18 protein-coding genes are annotated in these 24,005 nt (G+C 41.3%); 1 reads left to right on the top strand and 17 read right to left on the bottom strand.

Translation table 11 applies throughout. The features are described from left to right. The 11 genes from B5X76_RS17945 to B5X76_RS17895 all read right to left on the bottom strand — a co-directional run bounded on the left by B5X76_RS17945 (position 1) and on the right by B5X76_RS17895 (position 13,836). Complete coding sequence (locus tag B5X76_RS17945) at positions 1 to 1,095, bottom strand: dipeptidase (protein ID WP_079645291.1); 1,095 nt, start codon at positions 1,093 to 1,095, stop codon at positions 1 to 3. Continuing rightward, positions 1,082 to 1,915: a 3-hydroxyacyl-CoA dehydrogenase family protein gene (locus B5X76_RS17940; protein WP_176141124.1), complete on the bottom strand. Its 834-nt coding sequence runs from the start codon at positions 1,913 to 1,915 to the stop codon at positions 1,082 to 1,084. Before B5X76_RS17940 ends, B5X76_RS17945 begins: the two co-directional genes overlap by 14 nt. 13 nt (positions 1,916 to 1,928) lie before the next feature. Continuing rightward, on the bottom strand, positions 1,929 to 3,245 hold the full coding sequence (locus B5X76_RS17935; RefSeq protein ID WP_079645288.1) for an aspartate aminotransferase family protein: 1,317 nt from the start codon (positions 3,243 to 3,245) through the stop codon (positions 1,929 to 1,931). Positions 3,246 to 3,249: 4 nt separating this feature from the next. After that, positions 3,250 to 4,221 carry a 3-hydroxyacyl-CoA dehydrogenase family protein gene (locus B5X76_RS17930; RefSeq protein ID WP_079645286.1) on the bottom strand — a complete coding sequence of 324 codons (972 nt, stop codon included), beginning with the start codon at positions 4,219 to 4,221 and terminating at the stop codon, positions 3,250 to 3,252. Beyond that, positions 4,221 to 4,607 carry a RidA family protein gene (locus B5X76_RS17925; protein WP_079645285.1) on the bottom strand — a complete coding sequence of 129 codons (387 nt, stop codon included), beginning with the start codon at positions 4,605 to 4,607 and terminating at the stop codon, positions 4,221 to 4,223. The genes B5X76_RS17930 and B5X76_RS17925 overlap by 1 nt, the downstream gene beginning before the upstream one ends. Before the next feature lie 201 nt (positions 4,608 to 4,808). Beyond that, complete coding sequence (locus tag B5X76_RS17920) at positions 4,809 to 5,963, bottom strand: TlpA family protein disulfide reductase (protein WP_079645284.1); 1,155 nt, start codon at positions 5,961 to 5,963, stop codon at positions 4,809 to 4,811. Further along, positions 5,953 to 7,050, bottom strand: coding sequence for a TlpA disulfide reductase family protein (locus B5X76_RS17915; protein WP_079645283.1), 1,098 nt, complete (start codon positions 7,048 to 7,050; stop codon positions 5,953 to 5,955). The genes B5X76_RS17920 and B5X76_RS17915 overlap by 11 nt, the downstream gene beginning before the upstream one ends. Before the next feature lie 69 nt (positions 7,051 to 7,119). Beyond that, complete coding sequence (locus B5X76_RS17910) at positions 7,120 to 8,493, bottom strand: RagB/SusD family nutrient uptake outer membrane protein (RefSeq protein ID WP_079645281.1); 1,374 nt, start codon at positions 8,491 to 8,493, stop codon at positions 7,120 to 7,122. Positions 8,494 to 8,504: 11 nt separating this feature from the next. Then, entirely contained in the window at positions 8,505 to 12,011 is a 3,507-nt protein-coding gene (locus tag B5X76_RS17905) for a SusC/RagA family TonB-linked outer membrane protein (protein WP_079645279.1), read from the bottom strand. 25 nt (positions 12,012 to 12,036) lie between these two features. Beyond that, on the bottom strand, positions 12,037 to 13,191 hold the full coding sequence (locus B5X76_RS17900) for a FecR family protein (RefSeq protein ID WP_079645277.1): 1,155 nt from the start codon (positions 13,189 to 13,191) through the stop codon (positions 12,037 to 12,039). A gap of 75 nt (positions 13,192 to 13,266) precedes the next feature. Continuing rightward, positions 13,267 to 13,836: an RNA polymerase sigma factor gene (locus B5X76_RS17895; protein WP_079645276.1), complete on the bottom strand. Its 570-nt coding sequence runs from the start codon at positions 13,834 to 13,836 to the stop codon at positions 13,267 to 13,269. 316 nt (positions 13,837 to 14,152) lie between these two features. On the opposite strand from B5X76_RS17895, the gene B5X76_RS17890 reads away from it, so the two are divergent. Continuing rightward, a complete protein-coding gene (locus B5X76_RS17890) occupies positions 14,153 to 14,578 on the top strand; it encodes a nuclear transport factor 2 family protein (protein ID WP_079645275.1) in 426 nt (141 codons plus the stop codon). Between the two features lie 110 nt (positions 14,579 to 14,688). Here B5X76_RS17890 and B5X76_RS17885 read toward each other — a convergent pair whose 3' ends face one another. From B5X76_RS17885 to B5X76_RS17860, 6 genes are all read right to left on the bottom strand, one after another. After that, a complete protein-coding gene (locus tag B5X76_RS17885; protein ID WP_079645274.1) occupies positions 14,689 to 15,978 on the bottom strand; it encodes a sugar porter family MFS transporter in 1,290 nt (429 codons plus the stop codon). 23 nt (positions 15,979 to 16,001) lie between these two features. Beyond that, entirely contained in the window at positions 16,002 to 16,853 is an 852-nt protein-coding gene (locus B5X76_RS17880; RefSeq protein ID WP_079645273.1) for an ROK family protein, read from the bottom strand. Positions 16,854 to 16,867: 14 nt separating this feature from the next. Further along, the gene (locus B5X76_RS17875; RefSeq protein WP_079645272.1) at positions 16,868 to 18,022 is read right to left on the bottom strand and encodes a glycoside hydrolase family 130 protein; all 1,155 of its coding nucleotides are present in this window, start codon (positions 18,020 to 18,022) and stop codon (positions 16,868 to 16,870) included. A gap of 6 nt (positions 18,023 to 18,028) precedes the next feature. Next, positions 18,029 to 19,489 carry a RagB/SusD family nutrient uptake outer membrane protein gene (locus tag B5X76_RS17870; protein ID WP_079645271.1) on the bottom strand — a complete coding sequence of 487 codons (1,461 nt, stop codon included), beginning with the start codon at positions 19,487 to 19,489 and terminating at the stop codon, positions 18,029 to 18,031. Positions 19,490 to 19,492: 3 nt separating this feature from the next. Beyond that, a complete protein-coding gene (locus B5X76_RS17865; RefSeq protein WP_079645270.1) occupies positions 19,493 to 22,600 on the bottom strand; it encodes a SusC/RagA family TonB-linked outer membrane protein in 3,108 nt (1,035 codons plus the stop codon). Between the two features lie 94 nt (positions 22,601 to 22,694). Further along, a complete protein-coding gene (locus tag B5X76_RS17860) occupies positions 22,695 to 23,684 on the bottom strand; it encodes a LacI family DNA-binding transcriptional regulator (protein WP_079645269.1) in 990 nt (329 codons plus the stop codon). Positions 23,685 to 24,005: the final 321 nt, after the last annotated feature.

The following is a 24,005-nucleotide window of genomic DNA, read 5'->3' as shown; positions in this document are numbered from 1 at the left end:
TTAACTTAAGTTATTTCGTAAAAAAGACAGCCAGTTACCGTTAAAGATACCATCTATATCTTCATCTGAATATCCCCTATTCTTCAAAATAGCATCAAATTTCTGTAGGTCGGCAATACTATTTAGGTCCCATGGTGACTGCTCTGTCCCAAATATACCATCTAAATCAGAACCGATACCAATGTTTTTCGCATTTCCCGCCAGCTGACAGATATGATCCCAATGATCTACGAGCGCCTCCAGTTTAATATCCAACTGCCAAGGATCCGATACCGTATCTATGAACCGTACATCCATCGCCCAACAGTCCAGCATCCCCCCTATCACGGTCCCGCGAGCAATTAGTTTTTTTATCTGTTCATCCGCCAGCTGACGCTGATTGGGCACAATATTTCTAACATTATGGTGTGAGGCCCAGATTGGTCCCTCGTAGCTATCTATTACTTCATCGAAACCTTCGTCCGTGAGATGTGTTACATCGAGGATCATATTTAGCCCTCCCATTTCCTTTAATAAGACATGTGCTTCAGGTTCCAATCTTCCCGTCATCTTTGTACCCGGGGCGTATCTCCCTGGTCCAAAATGGGAGAGCCCTATGGCGCGTAAGCCATAGGCATGTGCTTCATGCAAATAATCTATATCAACCAAAGAATCAGCACCTTCCAAACTTAATATATAACCTATCGCTTTACCTTCATTTGAACTCCCATCGTTCCAACTGTTCAAATGACTTTCCAGTTCTGCTTTACTTCCAATCATTTTCATCTCTCCCAGCTTTTCCATTTCCTTATACCAACACAATTGCGCCTGTGTCATGGCCCAGGCCTGTTGTGGAGAGTTCCATCCTGGCAGTCGAGATCCTACAGGAGCGACCCTGGACAATTGAGTCGCTACCACCAACCCTATATTTCCTTTGCGTAACTCCGGCAGACATACCGTACCATTTCCCCGATCCGGTTTATCCGTCTTAAACAACTCCCTCTGCCTTATCGTATCTATAGGTTGAGTCAGATCGCGATTCCATTCGATCGCGTTCATTGCTAAATCCAAATGTGCATCTACGATAAAACGCTGATTGTGATTATCCCTCTGCATACTCCTTCTTATATTTTGTTATCAATTCATTAATCTCCTTGGAATACTCTCGAACTATTGCATTCCATTTGACATCATCCCCCTCGTTATAGGCATATAGTCCCAAACCATCTTTCATTCCGCCCTGTCCCTTTTCGATTTTGTCAGAAAACCAGTCAGGTACGGTGCTGGAGTTAGATAACTCACTATTCAGTTCTTTCATAACCAAGGCATAGGCTACCGTCCCCATGAGATCCATATAAAGGTAGTTGCCAGTAAAAGGCAAATAATATCCAGCATCGTTACGGCAAGCGCGATCTATACTCTCTACACTAGCATAGCCTTGCTCCACAAGATAGAAAGCTTCTCTAGCCATTGCAGCCACCATGTAGGCTCTAATGCTGATTCCCTTCTTTACGATATAGGGATCTTTATTCCATCGCCCTACCGCCCAATCATATAGTGCATCGATATCCTGCGGCTTGTTTCTGGCTGTAGTTATTATCTCCATAAATGGCGAAGCACATACTGGATAACAAAAATTGACACCAATTACTTCGCTATTTAACGATTGTTGTATTTCATCAAGACTGATCCCATCAATATTAATACAGAGTAGACCATCATCAGCAACCAAAGATTCCACACTACTGATCCACTTGACCTTCTCTTCCAGATTGTCTTTTGTAAAGGCAAAAATCAGGTCATATTTTCGGTCGATTGTCCCCGGATACGCCATTACATCTACCTCGAAACCATCAGCCATCAGCTGTTCATAAAAATCCAGCACTACAGGACCTAGTCCCACTACCAAAATAGGGCTATTCTGAGCTATGCGCATCTTAAATAATAGTTTACTTGTCTTTAATTTCGTACAATACCTCATCCACAGCATTCAATGCCGTATCAACGTCCTCCATTGTCGTCGCAGCCGAAATATACCACAATCCCCTACCTATCACCCGTATCCCTTTATCATGAAGTTTTGCCACAAACAGATTTAGCTTCCCCTTATCAGCCTGCAGAACATCTCTAAAGTCATGCACTGCGTTCAACGTTGTGAAAGAAGTATTCAGCATAGGGCCAGGCCCCTGTACCAGCATATTCTCCTTGTGTTTTTCATTTAACATTTTTAAACCCGACTTGAGTTTCAACCCTAATGCAAATATGCGATCATAAACACCTGTCTCTCGCTCCAGTATACAGATTGTCGCTAGCGCAGCTGCCACAGTAGGATTTGATGCATTCATAGTTCCGGCGTGGATCACACGGCCTTCGGCGATTTCCTCCATCCAATATTTCTTACCTACAATAGCCGATATGGGATATCCAGATCCCATGGCCTTGGCAAAAATTGCCATATCTGGTTCTATACCAAAATACCCCTGCGCACCTGACAAGCCCATACGAAAGCCCGTAATGACTTCATCTAGAATAAAGGCAATTCCATAGCGCTCCGTAAGAGATCTCATCTTAGCCAGATAACCCTCTCTTGGCATAATACAACCATTATTGCACATTATAGGTTCCGTGATCACAGCAGCTAACTGATCCTTATACCGCTCTATCGTTTCCTCTAAAAGCTTCTCATCATTCCATGGGATGACAAGAAACTCCTTCCTACTTGCTTCCGAAAGCCCTTCGCTCCAAGGATATACCTGCGGATCATTTCGTTGTCCAAGATCAGCACCTATAGGATGCCCTAGTCCCCAGGCTACGTTATCCAACCACCCGTGATAATGGCCCTCAAACCGTAAAAAAAGTTGTTTACCCGTCTTTGCCCTAGCCACCCGAATAGCAGTCTGCACCGCTTCAGATCCATCCAAGCAGAACCGCATCAACTCTGCCGCTGGAATAAGACGATTCAAGGTTTCAGCAAGCTCGAGTTCCTGTATATGTTGCCCCGCATACAATTGCCCTTCCGCACTATATCTTGTTATCTGATCCAGAAGCTCTGGATGCGAGTGCCCGAGTATTAACGGTCCCTGACTTAATGTAAAATCGATGTATTCATTCCCATCTACATCATAGATACGTGATCCCTTCCCATGGCTATAAAACAGGGCGTGTGGATGGTTGTATTTTCTAAATTCGGAAGACACACCAGACGCAAGAACTTTACTTGCTCTATCCAGTAGTTCCTTTGATTTTAAATAGACGTTCTTTTGCATTAATTTATAGGTTAAGATCGTTTAATTTTTTTCTATACTTATCAGCTAAGCGATATATCTCTTCGTTAAAATGAGAAAATTCCTGTTCCAGTTTATCTGCAGAAGACTCCGTATGCGGGTACAGTCCATTAAGATTGTGAATTCCTCTGCCACCTTCTTCCAATATCCCTTTCATCTGTTGAGGGACATTCTTTAGGTTTCCTAGTTTAGGAAATATATGATTATAGGTATTGACGTATTCAGAGAGCCCCATAAAATCCATCCTTCTAAAAATCCCCATAATGGTAATCCAGGCACCGATATCATATTGAAAGCATCGATCCAAACTAGACATGGAAACATGTCCTTTATGGATCAGGTTAAAACCTTCGCGATATACTGCATACATCAATCTGTTCGTAATAAATCCGCGAATATCTTTATACAGCAACGTCGGTTCTTTCTCCCAACTTTCCGCTTCATCTCTTATCTTCTCTGCCAATACCACATCCGTCTCTTTACCGCAGGTAATTTCTAAAAATCGTGTAGCATAAGCCGGTTCGGCCCAGTGTATCCCCATGAAGCGGTTCGGTTGTTGCAGATACTGCTGTAGATGGCTTATTGGTATTGCAGAGGTATTGGTCGCTATTATTGTATTGGCATCCACCTCCCGTTCTATCCGAGCATACACTTCCTTCTTGATAGCCTCTACCTCGATCACACATTCGACCACAAGTCTACAGCCTTGCAGGAGCGTATAATCATGCGTTACGATATAAGATGTTGCATAGGAATCTTTTTCACGAGGCAGCAACCCCATTTTAGTACAGAGCTCAAGCTGTTCTTCAATACGCTGCGCGCCGATTTCCATTTCCTCCAGCAATGGAGTCAACGCAACAACATCATAGCCCGCTTTCAGAAAGGAGACAATTATGCTACTCCCCATCAACCCCAACCCCACTACAGCGATACGGTTCCCAAGTCTTTCTGTTTCCATTAGCTTAACTGTACAATACAATCGATCTCTACCTTAATTCCTTCCGCCAGAACAGATTGCACAGTGGTCCTTGCTGGTCTCACGCCCGTAAAATATGTCCCATAAACCTCGTTAAAACGATCAAAATGGGCTATATCAGACAGGTGCACCGTACATTTGACCACATCATCCATCTGCCCTCCCGCAGCTTGGATGATCGCTTTAATATTATCCAAGGTACGTATCGTCTCCTCTTCGATCGTGCCCAGTACAAATTGCGAACGTTTAAAATCCACGCTCGCCTGTCCCGAGACAAATAATACGTTATTAACTAACACACCGTCGGAATAAGCTCCGGTCACAAAACTTAAATCCCTATCTGGGTGAATGATTTTCTTCTTTTCCATGGTTATCCCTTTAGTACTTCAAAGCTAAAGTTCATCCCAACGGAAAACCTATGTATTTATATCTAAATCATACACTATTTTTCAGAAAATAATCTTATTGTAAAAGTCGAATTCCCGCCTTTTTAGGAAATCATCCCCGCCATAGGCACAAAAAAAAGACCTGTGGTAGTACAGGTCTTTTATCTTTAACTTTGCTTCTACTTATAGCGTTGTAGCCAAAAATTTAGCAAGCTCCTCCCCACGAAGATTTTTAGCCACGATCTTTCCATTTGGATCAATTAGAAAGTTAGTCGGTATGGCCTGTACCATATACAAGAGCTTCGCACTACCCTGTCCCTCTTTGCTGTCTAACACATGCACAAAAGGCATATCATCTTCCTTCATCGCTTTCTCCCATGCAGGTTTACTGCTATCTATAGATACCGCGAATACCTCAAAATTCTTATCCTTAAACTGGTTATATGCAGCTTTCACATGAGGCATTTCCTTTCTACAAGGGCCACACCAAGAAGCCCAAAAATCCAGCAACACATATTTACCTTTAAAAGATTTCAACGCTACAGTCTTGCCATCCAATTGAGCCAGCTCAAAATCCGGTGCTAGCTGTCCTACTTCGGTCTGACTATACCTCTTCAGATGAGTTTGAAAATTCTGCAAATAATAACTTTCCTTTTTAACTTGCTCCCCAAACTGGGATAAGAATTCGGTCAATCCTTCTTTGTTCGATTGGGGCGCGGCATATTGTGATGCGAACGTAGCCCATGTCAATGAATTATTGTTAGCAGCTATTCGCTGTATGATCTCAGCGCGTTGCAACCTATAACAAGAATCCAGCTTGCGTCCCTGTTCCTTCAGCACCTTCAGATTATCCTCCGTTTGTGATACCGTATTGTATGCATGAAATGCGTCATTATAAGCCTTTCCCACCTCTTCGATAGCTTTATTAGTCAATAGGCTTTTATGCGCGGCATTAAAATCATCCATAGCCTTCGAACCTATTATCTTTTCATTGGTCAAGCTACCATCCATTATCTTTGCATTGATACGGATAGGATCAGGTCCGGCGATAAAATAGATTGCTGGGCGCTTCATCGATGGTCCTAGATCGCCCAACGATGGCACATGCAACGTATAGAAGCGTTGGTCGCTTACATTGATTATCGCGTCGAACGAAAAACTGTCCTGTAGAGCAGACACCTTCGCCACTTCCCCTTTTATCGGGTCCATTAGCCGGACCTCCTGATTTCCAACCCCATCTATTCGACCACTTATTGTTACCGATTTTTCCTGTGCCTGAGCAAACGAAAGCCCACAGATTACTGCTAGACTCTTCAAAATAACCTTTTTACTGTCCATATCGTGATTCTAAATACTTTAACAATTCTTCGTGATCCATATTCTGGCGGACGACTTTTCCCTTTTCATCAATCAGAAACAGTGTAGGCAACTGTCTTACGGAATAAGCCGCAGCAATCGGACTTCCTCTAATCCCTTGTAGTTCGGAAACCTGCGTCCAAGGGATGCCGTCTTTCTTGATGGCCTCTTTCGACAGATTTTCTTTGTCATCCATCGATACCGATACGATTTCAAATCCGTACTGCTTATATTTTTCATAGGTAGGTACGAGTTTTCTATTTGCTACGCGGCATGGCGCACACCATGAAGCCCAAAAATCGAGTAGTACCAGCTTTCCTTTTAAGCCAGCGAGATCAAACGATTTTCCATCTACCGTTTTCGTCTTTACGGCAGGCGCATTCTGCCCTACCAAGTACTCCGATTTTTTCTGTTCATAATACTTATCCAGCTCTTGATAGGCAGACGAGTAATTTAGAGCAGGATCAAACAGAGACTTCATCCGTTGTAGCTTCACATAATTTAATACTGCGAAATACGGTTTATTGATATCGATTATAGCGAGGGAATTTGGATAGTTCTCGATGTACCGAAAACGTGTCGAATCCAGCTGTTCGCTCCACTCCTCCATCAGGAGGCTCAACTTTACCTTTCCTTCCGAATCGGCATGTTCATACTTGCCGCCCAAAACCATCATTGTATCCTGTATACGTTTGTTTTCGGCCTCATATCCTTTAGCAATAGCATTCTGTACGCCTCCGATAACCGGACTAGGTTTCTTCCAATCCTCTTCGATACGTGTGTAGAATGAAGCTGGTTCTAGATAAAAGGAAACACTACGTCGTATCCCCTTTACAGCGATGCTGGCCGAATAGGCTTTATCAATGGATCCGGCAAATTCAAACTGGTTATCCTTCACCGGTACCGAGTCCAATAACTGCCTCCCTTTTTCCATTTTGTACAAGTAGGCCCATGTCAAAGGTTTATCCGTCACCACCTCACCTTTGATCTTGAAATTGCTTTGCGCATATACTCCGCCAACGGAAAAAAGAAAAGCGACAAACAAGCTGTGTATTAAGTTCTTTTGCATATATGTAAGTATTAAAGAGAAAAACCATGGAGAGATTACACTATATCCACTCCATGGTTCTGATATGTATTACCTTGGGTTAGGTAAGATATTCGGGTTGAGCAACATCACATTCGCTGGAATCTGACTCACAAAGTTCGGAGAGCCTTTTTCCAATTTGAACTCCTCGTAGGTATTAGCTCGTGTGTAGGTCTTTGCAAACATCGGATCTTTATCCAGACGCTTCATATCAAACCAGCGTAATCCTTTGCCAAACAGTTCTATTCTACGCTCATTAATCACCAGTTTCAATGCTTCATCTTTATCGACAGCAGTTAAATCTTTATAGTCCGCAGGAGCAAATCGCTTCTTGCGGAGGGTGTTCAACTGGGCTAATGCCTGGCTTGTCCGATTTGCACGAGCATCTGCCTCGGCAACAATCAGCATCATTTCGGGTACTGCTATATTATAGTTCAAATCCGTATTAATATAAATTGGATAAGGCTCTTTAACAGGAACTCCCTGTCTGTCACTTGGGCTCCATCCAAATTTTAGACGCAGATCTTTTTCATTCACAACTGCAAGCAAATCAGGAGATATGTGCGTACTTGTTAGAACAGAACCGAACGACGTCGTAAAATATCCCAACATCTCCGTGTGTTGGTAAGGCAACTCTCTAGTTGCCCAGCCCAGAAATGGACGGGAAGGATTCTGAAACGAGACCGTATTATAATCAAACAGATTTGTATTATACTTGAGCGCTTCAGCTGCGTTGGCAGCGGCCTTGTCATAGTCACCTATATTCAGGTACAAACGGGCTAGAATGCCGTGAGCAGTTGCCTTACTATTACGATACACATTCTTTCCTTTCTCTGGCAACAGAGGTAAAGCCTCTGTTAGATCAGATAAGATAAAATCGTAAACCTCTTTGACCGTAGCTCGCTTCGATTTTGTTTCTAGATCAGGCGTAGTCACCAAGGGCACCGCCAAATCTTTTGCAGCAGTAGCCTCATTGTAATATGGTGCATACAGCAACACTAAATTCAAATAAGCATAAGCACGATTACATAGTGCATTCCCCTTTACGATATTCTTACGCTCCACAGTACCATCAGGAATACCGTCCAATTCCTGAAGAATAATGTTTGTATTATAAATATTATTATAATTTCCATTCCATGCCCCGTCAGCCTCCGTGTTTTTATAATATTCTGCGGCCCAGATATATGTTTTAGACGAAGCACTATTCATCCCTGACTTTACATTAGCATCAGCTATAAAGATACCATCAGAAAGACGCTCTAGGTATGCATTACTATTACTTTTATAGGATGGATTTGAAGACAGCTCTTCATAATCCTGCATCGTCTTAGGGATAAATGGTCCTTTTGGTTGCACATTCAGGTATTCCTGGCAACCTGTCAAAGAGCCTGCTATTAATAGTGCAAAAAATATTTTTTTCATCAGATTTTCAATTAAAGGGTAAAGTTCAAGCCAAAGGTGACCACTTTTGATTCGGGCAACAGGAACTGAGGCTCATTGCGGCTGTTTACAACGACTGCTTCAGGATCAATTCCTGACTTATTGGCTTTCCATAGATAGACATTATTGATCTGTGCTACCGCTCGTATCGTCTTAAACGGTAAGCGGTGCAACAGCTCACCACCTTTGATCGTATAGCCCAATTGTATTTCACGGATACGTAGGAAAGATGCATCAAAGACCGAATTACTAGACTTTGTTGCTAACCGAGTATAATTATCACTCAAATCCGCCATATCAGCGAGCGCAGGGATATCGGTTTTATTTTCATCTCCTGGTTGTCTCCAACGGTTAGCAATCTTATTGTTATACGAACTATTCCAATCAAATCCATACATCGTAGGCATCTCCATGCGTGCCTTCTGTCCTGCGTTAAATACGGTGAAAATCGAAAGGTTGAATCCCTTATACATAAAATCATTATTCCAGCCCCCACTGTAGCGCGGACGGCTTGTACCATTCAATTCCAAGGATTCTAAGACTGGCACACGAACTTTTTCTCCATCTCCATTATAAGTCTGTGGTCTCCCCTTTTCATCCAAGCCAGCCCAGCGATAGCTCCATAGCGACTCGCGCTCATACCCTTCGAGATACTTCACAGTATTATTGACTCTGTTGATTTCCGGGGCAGAATCTGTAATTTTATTGTAAAGCACCTTGCTCTTATTATAGGCAAAGTTGAAACGCGTATTCCAGCTGAAATCCTTATTCCGGATGATACCAGCGGACAAACCTAACTCGACTCCCTTATTAGACAACTCAGCCGCATTAATCGATGCATTTGTCAATCCCACCGTTGGATCCAACTCTTGGCTTCCCAATAAGTCATAACTGAATTTATCATAATAGTCAAGCGATAGCGTAAACCTATTGTGTAACAATCCAAGATCAAAACCAGTATTAAACGTTCTTGTTCCTTCCCATCTTAACTTCTTGTTTGGAGGAGTCGATAACCGCGCCACATAGTCATCCGCTATCGTATTAAAGAACCGAGTCGCTGTAAGATAGGTCGTGGTCGTATTACCAGCGTCAAAGTTACCAGTAAGCCCTGTGGTCACCCGAAGATTCAGCTCCGAAATAAAGTCTACATTAAAGAAGGATTCATTATGCACTAGCCATTTCCCCCCCACACTCCATAATGGTCTTTTCTTTAACTTTGCCTCAGCACCGAACAAATCTGAAAAATCCGTTCTATAACTTCCCGTTACCGTGTATCGTCTATCGTAGGTATAACCCAAAGTTGAATAGTAGGAATATTTTCTACCTTCGGCATAATTCACCCTATTATTAGATACGGTATTATATATCTGTCTTTTTCCTTCCCAATCTAAGACACCAGTTGCGAGAACCTTTGCATCTACATCTTGTGAACTATAGAGATCATCATTGAATCCCAATAACCGCTGGATATTTCCTTCTCGAATTGTTTTACTAATATCGAATCCAAACAAAGCGTTGATATAGTGTTTGTCTTGAATTGTATTTACATAGTTCAATTGATTTCTCGTTGCGATCTCTCTATAGGACGAATTCTGTAGATCTAGGACATCGCCAAATGGTATATTCCTTACGTAAGCATTCTTAGCCTTATCGTAACTCGTAAATTGATTCACCAACTTACGGGTAAAGCTTGTTTCAGTGTCAAACAAATTACGTTGACCGCCTGATCTACGCTCATACACCACATTATTGGACAAGGTCAAACCGTCCATTAGCTTCCAATCCGCACCAATGATCGTCCTTATACCAAAATCAGTAGAACGATTGTTTGCGAGTTCATTTTCCCGTAAAAGGTTTACCCCATTATCCAAATAGCCCAAGCCGATCAAACGATCATTTTCTACCTTATTAAAACCAAAATAATTATAGACCAGATCGCCGTTTTCGTCTTTCAGCATCTGATAAGGTTGTAATTTTCGAATTTCCTCCGTCAGTGAGCCGTAACCTTGTTTGCCCCAATCATATTGCATTGCGATATTACTACGCAGCGTTACAAAATCAGCAAGTTTATAATTCATACGATTCGTCACCAATATGTCCTTATTCTGTGTTTCTCTGGTACCAGCGACGTCATGACCAAAATTAACAGCACTATAGTAGTCAAATCGATCCGATCCACCCGAAACCGAAAGGAAATGCTTTTGATTTACTGCATTTCGCAATAGCAAATTGTTGATCTGAGACTGGTTGTCCATTCCTGCTAATAGACCTAGACGTCTGTCTCTCTCGGCCAAATCGATATCTTTACGATCATAATCATTAAAAATACCGATGGACTGTGAGTATCCTGTAGATGAACCATCAAATATCGGGGCCATGATATATCCTTTGTCGTACTGCTCTTTTTCATAATCGATCACTTGGGCTGCTGTAGTACGCTGTAATGCCGAATAGTCAGGGCGCATCTGCACACGCAAGTTGCCCGAATATTGAATAACCTGCGTACCTGATTTCCCCTTTTTCGTGGTAATCACAATAACACCATTGGATGCCTTCGCTCCCCAAATCGCTGCTGCAGCAGCATCTTTTAATACCGTGATATTCTCGATCTCATTTACATCAGGCATCATTGCCGAAGGAAAGCCATCTACAACCATTAGTGGAGCTACCTCACTGCGCAAAGAACTTCCTCCCCGCACGCGCATATCAGATTTCCCATCAGGTGTTCTGTAACTATTCAATCCTGGCACCGCATTTTCCAGGAGATTGTCCAAACTGACATTATTTCGACGTTCGATATATTCTTTATCTATCGTATTGGTCGCTCCAGCACTATTTTCTTTCAATAAGCTCTGGTACCCCGTATGTATAATCTCCACATCCTCCAGCAGGGTTTCAGCAAGGCGCAGCTGAACCAAGACAGGCTGATTAGCCGCCTCAACAACATAATCCTGTGGTTTATACCCTAGGTAGCTAATCTGCAAATGAACCGGAAACTTATCTGTCGTTAATTTAAAACTGCCTTTAGAATCCGTTACCACCGTAGCATACTTACCCGAACTACTATATTTAATAATAGCTCCGGCAATAGCCTCTCCTTTTTCATCAATAATACGCCCTACAACCTCCTGCTGAATAGCCTTACGGGTCTTATTCGGGTTAGATTTAATGATTACCGTCTTCTTGTGCAAAGTATAATCTAAAGGCAAGCCTTCAAATAGCGCATCCAGCACCTCATTGATATCACCTTTGACCGATACATCTACGCGTGTTCCCGAAAAATCACCTCCTTCCCAAAAGAAATGATAACCGCTATCTTTCTTTAAGGATTCAAAAATCTGGCTCAGACTTTTCTGCTTGGCCTGAACATTCAATGTCTGCGCATGCGAAAATCCTGGATTGCTCTGTAAGAGATACAGACAAAAGAGCGCTGTCCCAAATTGTTTTACAGCCGGGACACGGCTCCATTTCCAGTTTTTTCTAAAAGTAAACTGCTTCATAAAATACGATTAGATTAATTTATTTTTATTGTGTTAGTTTTACAACCATTTGATTGTCCTTATTATATAAGCGATACTTCATCTTATCCTGCATCAGGATATTCAGAACTTCGTTCAAAGAGTACGATTTCGGTATATCACCATGGTACTCCCCTTTAGGCAGTCCTTCCGGAATCTCGAAGCGTACCGGATACCATCTTGCCAACTGCTGACATACGTCCATCAGCGATTCTCCATGAAAGCTAAAGTAGCCATCACGCCAGGTCTGCGGCTCTGCTTCGCTGATATTCTTGAAATCCAAAACATTTTCATCGCGATTGAACAATCCCTGTTGCCCCGGTTTAAGAAGTACCGTTTTATCGGTGCGGTTTGAGGCATCCAATGTCTGCAATTTGACAGACCCTTCGTATAGACTCGTGCTCACCACAGCCTCATCAGCATAACTCTTTATCTGGAACTTGGTACCCAACACCTCGACCACCTGCTTTTCAGAATGCACTTGGAAAGTTGCAAGACGATGCGCATCTACATGCTGTTTATTAACCTCAAAATAAGCCTCACCTTTTAGAAACACTGTCCTATTAGTCTCCCCCAGCTGTTTGGCAAATGTCAGTTCAGAAGCCGCATTCAACCACACCCTAGTACCATCTGGCAGTAATATTTTACTTTCCGTACCAATTGGTGTACGTACCGTATGCATTTTATTCAGATCCTGCTGCCCCTCCCGATACTCATAGGCGATATAGCCATCCGCTGTTTTATAAAGCAACAGTCCTTCGGTGGCCAAGGTATCTCCCACAGCGATAGTATTAATCGAAATAGACCTGTTATCGGCCGTTATGAACTGTGCTGATGCGGTTGTATCCGCCCTTACAACGAAAGCTTCTTCAACAGGATCCTGCTGCTGTTGAAGGCGGAATACCGATAAACCTATGCCGGCCAATAGTACTGCCGCTGCTGCCCACTTATACCAAGGTTTGATGAAAGAGATTTTTTGCGCACCTGTATCAGGCAGATGCTGCCCTATACGGTCCAATCGCAATTGCATATCCGTTTCGTCTATCGAAACAGGATCCTGCGCCCGGCGATTGTACCAGTGGAATAATACAGAAAGCTCCTCTTCAGAGATATTTCCATTATTATACTTGTCTATTAATTTCTGTACTTCTTCAGGTACCATGGTCAATGATAAAATTGCTTAATTAGAGATAAGACAACTTCGACGACCGGAGGATATATATAATTTTAAAAAAAACTAACCTAAAACCAATAAAGCTATGGCTATCAACACATTATTTTTAAGGATTTTCAAAGCCTTTGATACTTGAAGTTTGGAAGTTCCTTCAGTTATCTGCAAAAGAGATGCAATTTCTTTATGGCTAAGCCCTTCCTTTCTACTCAACAAAAAAATCTCCTGCATACGTTGCGGCAATTTTTTAATTTCCGCTTCTATAATAGTTGCCAGTTCCTTTTCCAGCACCCACTGATCCGACAACTGCGTTTCAATCTTCTGTTGGTATATGGCATGTTCTAGGTATTTGACAATAACCTTATCGTGCTTCAATTTATTAAGTACCCTATTTCGGGTCATGCGGTAAAGGTAGCCTGAGATCTCGATACCATCTGGTATAAGATCCCTTTTTTCCCAAAGGTCGGTATACACTTCCTGTACCACATCTTCGGTTTCATCCATATCCCTTAATATCCCATAGGCATGCCTAAAGAGGAGTTCACGGTACTGTCTAAAAGCCATATCAAAAGCTAATCCGTTCCCCTCTTTTATGAGTTGACCTAGATTTTCTTCTTTGATAACAGGAAGCTTCATTTGTTTAAGAATAAGCTTTGGATTAGTATAGCGTGCATATCAAGTGCCAAACTTAGTAAATGAACAAATAAAATGCAAGAACTGTTCTTGTATCAACGGTATAACCTACCTTCTGTTTTCGCCGAAATAATCTCCCATTTCACCGAAAAATAAAATCATTTGGTCGAAAGCCCATTTCGTACCTGCGGATTGTGCCCTACTTTTGAATCAACAACAAAACAAAGAACAGACGCAACCTCAGGAAAAGAATCAGCGTCTTACTAACAAAAGGATTAAAGACAATAAAAAATAACAACAACTAAAACACCTCAACACCATGAACAAGATTATCGCAACCATCGCAACCCTATTCATTTTAGCATTCGGATTGAATGCATCGGCCGCAGAAACAGCCAATCCATTAAAAGATGTGAATGCTACAAAAATTGCCCTTACCTATGTAGAGGCTATCACCATAGGCAATACCGAATTCAATAAACACTTGTTTACTTCAGATTTTGAATACCGCAACGCGACAAGCGAACAAGTATCCAGCAGATCAGAATATCTTGCTTTCTTAAAAGCCAACAAAGGATTAAAATACAACTGTAAGACCACATACGAGATCTTGGATCAAGCAGGTACTACTTCTGTAGCAAAGGCTACTATGCAATTTGAAAAATTCACCCGTGTAGACTACATCACAATGGTTCAGACCGTAGATGGATGGAAAGTCAGCAAAGTGGTAACGACCTACCCATAGGAACTGGGTAATTTTTGTTTCAGGGCCCGCAGGAGTGCGGGCCTTTTTAGTATTTAACAAAAGCCGTATTCCTCTAGAAATACGGCTTTTAAGTTTCTACTTCTTAGATACTATCCATGGACAACATCTTTAATATCTTCAAGAGATTTACCCTTTGTCTCAGGTATAAACAGAATAAAAATAAAAGATAACACCACCATTGTAGCGTAGAACATAAAGACATAAAACCCTCCTTGTGGCACACTCTCCACAATAACGGGAAATATCCAGGAAATTATTGCTGCAAACACCCAATGTGTTGTACTTCCGAGCGAAGATCCCTGTGCACGCACCTCATTGGGAAATATTTCAGCTAAGAATACCCAGATTACCGCTCCTTGTGATAGTGCAAAGGAAGCGATAAAACCAAGTATGTAATATAACAACATTGTAGAATTATCTCCTTTCAAACCGTATGCTGTCAATAGTAGAAAAACAAACATCCCAATAGCACCTGACAATAATAATTTCTTTCGACCTATGCGATCAATAATACTCATTCCTATTAATGTAAACAGCACGTTCGTTCCACCAATAAAAATAGGTTGCATATAGCTTAGCTGTGCATCGAAACCTGCCATTTCAAATATACGTGGTGCATAATAAAGTATAGCATTAATACCTGTCATTTGGTTAAAAAATGCCAACATTACTGCAAAAAGTATAGGTTTAGCATACTTAGATTGAAATAGGCTAACCTTTACATTTACCTTCTTTTCGTCCGTTGACGTAAATGATTCCTGCCCTAAAAGCGTGAACACCTCCGCTGCAGCTTGCGGTCCTTTGTGTAAGCCAAGCCATCTTGGGCTTTCAGGAATACCTTTTAACAACAAATAAAATAATACGGCTGGTACAGCCATAATACCTAGCATGTAGCGCCACGCATCTCCGCCGATTCCGGTAAACAAAAAATTAGTCAGGTAGGCGATAAAAATACCGCTTACAATCATAATCTGAAAGAGACCTGTTAGTTTACCGCGATCTTTCGATGGCGCTATTTCTGATATGTAAACAGGCCCTACTACCGAACTTATCCCGACTGCCAACCCTCCCAATAAGCGGAATAACAAAAAGAAACTCCAATAAGGAGAGACCGCACATCCTATGGCCGACAGCAAATACAAAAGAGCAATTGCAATCAATACAGGCTTACGACCGTACCGTTCCGAGATACGCCCAGCAATAAGAGCGCCTATAATTGTACCTATCAATGAGATAGACACAGTGAGACCGTGCCAAAATGCATCCAAAGACCAGAGTCGTTGTATGATTTGTTCCGCACCAGATATGACAGCAGTCTCAAAGCCAAAAAGAAAGCCTCCCAAAGACGCGATCAACGCATATTTCCAAACATTATTCATGTCGATTCTAATTAATTTATAAACTATTTAATATCTAAAGCTGTAATCATTCCATAAAACAGATTCATTTCGTCCATTGAAGCAATTACAATAGGGATTGTATCCGCTCTCCTTACGTCCTCCATAAAAAAAGCATGTGCTTTAGCAATACTTCCTCCTATCACAATGGCATCTGGATTTAGAGGTTTGATATACAAACATATGAACTCTACCAACGCTGTTGTCAAGAAAGAAAAAGCGATCTTCCGACTATCATCGGCTCCTCTTGCTTCTACCAATTCTTTGACATTGTTAAATTTCAGGTCGGTTCTTGTTGCTAGAAAGTCTATTATTCCTCGGGTCGAGATGTAATCCTCGGTAATCCCGTCTCTAAAACTCGCCGACCCATAATTCAAATCCTTTGGAACCATACCATCATACCATGCCGACCCCAACCCAGTCCCCAATGTCAACCCAACTACCCTATTACCAACCCACTTATGATAATACACCTCCCCCAGTAAAAAGGCATGCGCATCATTGAAGAAAAAAATATCATCTTTAGGGATATGAAAATTTGTGGATAGATAATGGCGCACATCCATATGCATTAAAGACTGATATTTATGCATACCATCCATTAAGCATATCCCCTTTTTATAGTCAAATGGCCCAGGAATAGATACCAACATAGTTGTTATTTTCTGCTCAATTGAATCCATTGACATCTCTATCGCTTCATTCCATTGCCATAGAATATGATCTCTGCTCGCCTGACTGTCCACATACTTATGGATTAATGAACCTTCAATTAAAATGAGAGTACCTCTTTCTATTACAGCTGTTGTAATATGTGTCCCTCCTATATCTATGCACAGTATTAAATCAGTTTTCATAAGACAAGTTTCTGTTAAGGTAGAGGATCAAATGGACTAGGCCTTTTCGGGTCGTATACAGCTACTCCGACCTTCGAGTCCGCACAGCCATAGTATAGGTACCACTTTGATTTATAGTAGGTCAGACCCTGTAAAAAGACTGTACCATCGACATATTGACCACTTTTTTCAAAATCTTCCATAGGCCTTATAAAAGGTGTATCCAGTCTTTTCAAGACCTTGGTAGGATCGGTTTTATCAAACAGGACTTGGCCCCCACTGTAAGTACCCAATGTGAAACGACTGTCCGCTATTGCCTTATCATCATGATTCTTACCGTTATAAATTAGCAGAATACCCTTATCTGTCAAGAGTGCTGGAGGTCCACATTCTGTAAGCGCACTATCAAAATATCCTGGTCTGGTCTCTATAAATTTGGCAAGTTCACCATTACTATCCAATACGGGTTCCCAATCAATAAGATTGTCGGATGTAGCACCTTTTACGCCATGTTCGCCCCAATACATCCAATACTTCCCATTCAATTTCGTGATTACCAATCGGTCATCCTTCAAAGTCGTCAATATAGATGCCGACTTATGCGAAGTCTCCATCAATTTTGTATATTTCGATTTTGCGAATATAGGCCCATGCTTTTCCCAGGTTCTTAAGTCCTTTGATGTAGCCACCCCTAGACGTGGGGTATCTCGGTTCCACTGCGTGTAAAATACCACAAATGTACCATCTTCGGTTACCGCTACCCGAGGATCTTCTAGTCCACCAGGCCATTCATATTTCTTTTGACTATCTTCAGCCGGATACAAAACAGGTTCTTTGGCCCTTTCAAAATGAACACCATCTGTACTACTAGCCAGTCCCAACCGAGATGTTCTAAAGCCAATCCCTATCCCAAATTTATCTTCAGCGCGATACAACACAAATAAGGTATCGTCTTTCACAATTGCCCCTGGATTAAAGGTATCGTTTTCTTCCCATCTAATCCTATTTCCCGACATAGGATCCACAAATGTGGTATTAGAATCTGGGGATATGATTGGATTTACTCCTTCGGGCCTATGAAATCCACCTAGTGTCCAATCAATCGATGTACTTTGTTGTACTTGTTTAGTGTCACGACAAGCTACCAGTGTTAACGTAGCGGCTAGGATTAAAATTGATTTTTTCTTCATAATAAATTAGTACCCTTCGTTTTGTGCTATTTTACCTACAGTTTTATCTACTTCAGCTTGTGGAATTGGGAACAGTATATGCCGATCCAAAAATGGCTTGCCCATTGCAGTCAATGTTGTTTTAGCAATTTTCCAACGTCTTAGATCCGAAAGTCGATGGCTTTCCAGGCCGAGCTCTACCCTACGTTCATGTTGTAGCCACTGCATGGCTAGATTAGCATCCGTAATATTTATATCACGATCCGGCAACACCATGCTATTTGAGCCTCTCGCCCGTTGACGTATTTTGTTAATTAAGATTACTCCCTCCCGTATTTGGTTATCCTTAATCAAGGCTTCAGCCTTCCAGAGTAAAACATCTGCATATCGGATATAAATTCGGTTTACTGGCGAATTATCATTTCCTTTATAGTTACCATTTTGTGCACCCAACAATTTATATATCGCTTGATCTGTTGTATTAACTGTAAGATCTTTACGGGGGTCACCTGTCTCGAATTCGGTCAAGAAATTTGTACTGGGAGCCATAAATCCCCATCCCATCAGTGCTGTAAATCCATTTCCGCGAATCGGTTGCTTACCCGGCTCATGATCATAAATAAAAATATTTTCCTTTTCAGTATATGCCTTTGTATCATCAAATGCATCAAAATATTGATCGTTGAGCCCATAAAAACCTAATTGATCCAAACTATTTACTTGTGTGATCACTTCTTTCCAATTATCGTTAAACAGCGCTACCTTCGCTAGCAAAGCTATCGCAGCACCTTTCGATGCACGCCACTTCTCACTTTGGTTGCTGTATTTTGCGTTTGGAAATCCATTTATTGCTTCTTGGAGATCACTTTTTACTTGGTCGTACACTTGTGCCTTAGGCACCTTCACAGCTACTTCGTAAGCTTCATTAAAATCTTTAAGTGGCTTTAATACCATAGGTACATCGCCGAAATATTTGACCAAATCAAAATAGAAGAAAGCACGTAAAAAAGAAGCTTCAGCCAAGAGCTGCTTACGCTTATCTTCTTGCATATTAATTTTGGCCCGAGTCTCGGGATCGGTCAACTGGAATATCGCCATATTGCATCGAGAAATCCCCTCGTAGTTAAATTTCCAGATTCCTGCAAAGGCACCGTTTTCGGCAGTAAAGTTATAATTAGCCACATCATCCATCCAGGCCTGATCACCATCAGGAGCCCATTTTTTTGTCGCATCGCCTGCAGCTATATCCTCCAATAGAAAATCAGGACGGATCACCAGCCCCCCAGTCCAATCCCAATTTCCAAATAGATTTAATGTGTATGACAAAGGTCTATAAGCGTTGTCTATCCCCGTAACCACGGTTCCTTCTGTCGGATCGACCTGAACCTGCTCTTGGGTTAAAATGCCTATTGGCTCTTTATCCAGCCATTTGGTGCAGCCGGTCAATAACAGTGTTGCACCTATTGTATATAAAGTTAAAGTTTTCATGACTTAGAAATTAAAGTTAAGACCAAACAGAATAGATTTGGATTGCGGATACGTACCTTTATCAATCAGATCTGTCGTCTCTGGATCCAACCCTGTATAGTTAGTCCATGTATACAGATTTTGAGCCGACACATAAACCCGCGCATTATTAAGCCCCCATTTATTCAGGCATTTACCAAACGAATAGCCCAACTCTACGTTTTTCAATCTTAGATAAGATGCGTCCTCCACGTACAGTGTCGAGAATTTACTAATTCCGGTATCTTCAAATGCAACTCTCGGCAACGTATTACTAGTTCCTTCTCCATCCCAGGCATCCAACATACGCGTGGTATAGTTAAAAGGCCTCGAATCAAAGTTAATAATCCGCATACCATCATTGTAACGATCTACCCCTTTTACACCTTGAAAGAACACGTTGAGGTCGAAGCCTTTATAATCCAATCCTGCGAAGAACCCGTAACTCCATTTTGGGATCGGATTTCCGATAAACGTCCGATCGGCATCATTAATAATTCCATCTCCGTTCAAGTCTTTAAATCGAATATCTCCAGGTTTACTTCCCGGTGTATTTACACCATGTAAATGTTGTTGTATTTCGGATTGGGTTTGATAAATCCCCTCCATTTGATAACCGTAGTACACATCCAATGGCTGTCCTATTTCTGCTCTTGATACTTCGCCGATGATACGTGGTACATTCTCGTGTAACGCCACCACCTTATTTTTAATATTGGTTACATTCCCTCCTATGGTAAAGTTCCCATCTTCGGCAAATCGATCACGATACTTCAGATTTAGCTCAAATCCCTTATTATCCACCTGTCCTGCATTAACATAAGTAGCATCTACATTTCCAATAAACGTTGGTAGACTCACGGCTAACAGGATATCCTTTGTTTTCTTGTGGAATACATCTACATTCAACTCTAGCTTATTACTAAACAAGCGCATATCTAACCCGAGATTATCCTGCAGCGTTGTTTCCCATTTTAGTTTTGGATTACCATATCTCGTAATATTTCCTTCTCTACTAAAAAGTGTCAAATATGCATAATTGGTAATATTCTGATTACCCAGTTTTCCGGTACTTCCCCTTAGTTTAACAAAGTTCACGATATCATTTTTCGGAAAGAAATCCTCATTACTTAATGTCCATCCTAAGGCCACCGAAGGAAAATACCCCCATTTATTATCCGACCCAAATCTCGACGATGCATCTGCTCGCAGATTTCCGGTCACACTGTATCTATTTTTATACGAATAAGTCGCAGAGCCAAACAAAGAAAACAGTGCCCATTCCTGCGCATACCCCCCATTCCACAAATCCTGTGCAGTTGCCCCTAGGTCCATATATTGAAATCTATCTAAGGTATATTCAAACCGGCGTCTAGATGCATTGATAGAGCTACTCTGGTTATTGATAAATTCCGTACCAGCCAACGCATTAATCTGATGATCACCGATTGTCTTATCATAATTCAACACATTGTTCCAAGTCAGTGTATAGTCCTCTCCGCGATCTTCATTGAGTCCATTAGGTCTATTGATTCGTCCCGTACCAATATCCACGGTAGGATCCACGCGCTCATCGTCACCATAATTTGCCATGAACGCTTTGTTATGGTTAAAGTTAAGCTCTAATCCCAAAGTAGACCTAAAACGTAAAGATTTGTCTTTCAAAACATCGACAGCGACCTCTGCATTTCCAAATAGCTTAAACTGCTTTTGATTATTATTCGAAAAATAAGCAGCAGCAATGGGATTCTGGCTCCATTCATAAAGACCAGACTGGAAATTCTTAGGTCCAGTATAAAAAGGCAGGTCGGTATATGGATTGTTCTCGGACGCAGTCGGATCATTAGGAGCTTTTAAAACCCCAAGCACAGGAGGTCTCAACAGCGCATGTCTTATAATACCAGGCGCATCTCCTCTTGAAGAGACCACCATTTTATTCTGATGATTTAAGAGAATATTCGTTTTAACCTCAATACGATCTGTTAGCTTAGCAGATACATTCGACCGTAACTCTAATCGTTTATAACTGTCGTTATCAAAGATTACAATACCGTCTTGGTCATAATACCCAGTAGATAACATATAGGTCACTTTCTCTGATCCCCCCGACGCAGATATCTGAAAACTATTGGTCTTACCATTTTCAAATAATTCGTCTAACCAATCGGTATCGGATAGATCTGTACGCTGTTTCTGAGCAATGTAAGGGTTCGTTCCAGTTGAGTTTGTATTATTCCAGGCTTGTTCCAAAGTATTGAGATACTGACTTGTATTCATCATTTTAGGCAGATTTGTTACCTTTTGAATACCGGTGTAAGCATTAACATCAAATCTAGTTTTACCGCTCTTCCCCTTTTTAGTGGTAATCAGTATTACTCCTGCTGCTGCCCTTGATCCGTATATAGACGCTGCGGAAGCATCTTTCAGTACAGACATAGATTCGATATCTGCCGGATTAATAAAACTAAAATTTGTGGTGGGTATACCGTCTATAACAAACAATGGTGAGTTATTGCCGATTGTCCCTACTCCACGCACACGAATATCGATAGCATCCCCAGGCTGGCCAGTAGATTGAGTTACATTAATACCTGCGGCCTGCCCTTGAAGCAATTGACCGACATCCTGTACCCTCCGCTTTTCAGCAACTGACATATCGACCCTGCTAACCGCGCCCGATATATTAGATGCTCGCAATGTATTATACCCCATTACAATAACCTCTTCCACATCTTGTGTACTGGATTGCATACGGATAGTCAGGGATGTGTTTGTCGCAAGAGTCGTGCTATACCGCTGATATCCGGTATAGGAGACTTCCATCACATCGCCTATTTTGCCGGAAATGGTAAATAGGCCATTTGCATCGGTTACGGTGACAGCATTGGTACTTACATTTCTTACAGAAGCTCCTTGCAGGAATGCCCCTTGGAAATCCGTAACCTGTCCTCTGTACTGTTGCTGTACATATTTGGTTGCCTTTATCTCCTTGCCTCTTGCTGTATTAGCATAGGACACAGGCGCGCTAAGCGCGGCACAAACAATATAGCTGCATATCGTTCCCAAATGGATAAAAAATTTAGAATTTGACATAAAGGATTTATAGTGGTTATTACTATTTTAGTTGCAAAACCGGTTTTGCAACTAAGGTAAAGGTATACTATAAAAATTCAATTTCCAAATTTTTTTATTGGGAGCTTTGTCTGATGACGAGATCTGAGGAGATTACATGGTCCGAAAAGGGCATTTCTGGATCGTTAATTTGCGCTATTAAAGTAGCCACAACCTGTCGAGCGATATTTTCTAAAGGCTGTCGGATGCAAGATATTGTAGGATTCAATAATTCAAATAGTTCGTGATCATCAAAAGCCAACATACCGTACGTTTTATTTCTAGTTAGCGATTTTATAGCTTTAAGTGTTGATACACATAAATAGTTAGTACTGAAATATAACGCATCCAATTGTCTATTCTGGCCTAGAAATTCCTTTATCCTCTCGTCTCTTTCATTACGGGACAGAATGTAGGGTAATTCCAAAACTATACAATCTTCATTTCGGGAGCTCACAATTTCTTTATAGCCACGGAGGCGGTCGAGCATCTGTGGCTGCTTAGAGTCAATCGTGATCATACCTATAGTTGAAAACCCATTATTGAATAGATGTTCTACAGCTTTTTTGCTTGCGGTATAATTGTCCGTACCTACATAATTGGTCTGAATTTTCGGTATACGTCTATCAAAAATAACCAGTGGGATTTTACTATCCAAAACCTGTTGCACCTGTTTCTCTTGCCCAATGGTCGGCGATACAATCAAGCCTTCAACTTGTTTGTCAACCATCGCATTTAGGATAGTATGTGCAATATCCGCGTCGCCTAATGTACTACTATAAAGTACATGATACCCATAGGGTCTTAAATATTCTTCGATATACAGTGCTATAGGACCAAAGAAAGAATCTCCAATGTTTTCCACAATAAGGCCAATTGTATGCGATTTACCCGTTGCCAGACTCTTAGCCAATGCATTGGGCTTATAACCTATTTCCTCCACATAATCCATTATCCGCTTTGCCAAGGTTTTGCTAATTCGCGCCTGCTCAGATTTACCGTTAATAACCATGGAAACCGTAGACTTTGAAACCTTTAGATGCTTCGCTATTTCACTGATCGACATATCTTTCTAATCGTTACAAAATACAAACATAATTATCTGGTTCAGTTAATTCAAAAGATTTTACAGACTTCCTACATTTTGCTCTATTTGAAAACTTGATACCCCTCAAAGATATACCGTTTTCAGTGTCATTTTTTTAAAATATTATTTTCTTAACTAACCAATCTCATTCATTAATGGACTTGCACTGAACAAGCCCAAACTTCTCCAACGATTTCAATAACGCTATATGGATATGATACCTCAATTTTCCATTGATCTAAAAAATCCAATTCCCTTTTATGGAAAAGTTACTAGGTTTTCATCATGTTTTTGACCAAA

This window comes from Sphingobacterium nematocida (assembly GCF_900168125.1).
GTDB lineage: Bacteria > Bacteroidota > Bacteroidia > Sphingobacteriales > Sphingobacteriaceae > Sphingobacterium > Sphingobacterium nematocida.
The sequence above is the reverse complement of the archived record's forward strand: the minus strand, read 5'-3'. Positions and strand labels throughout refer to the sequence as shown.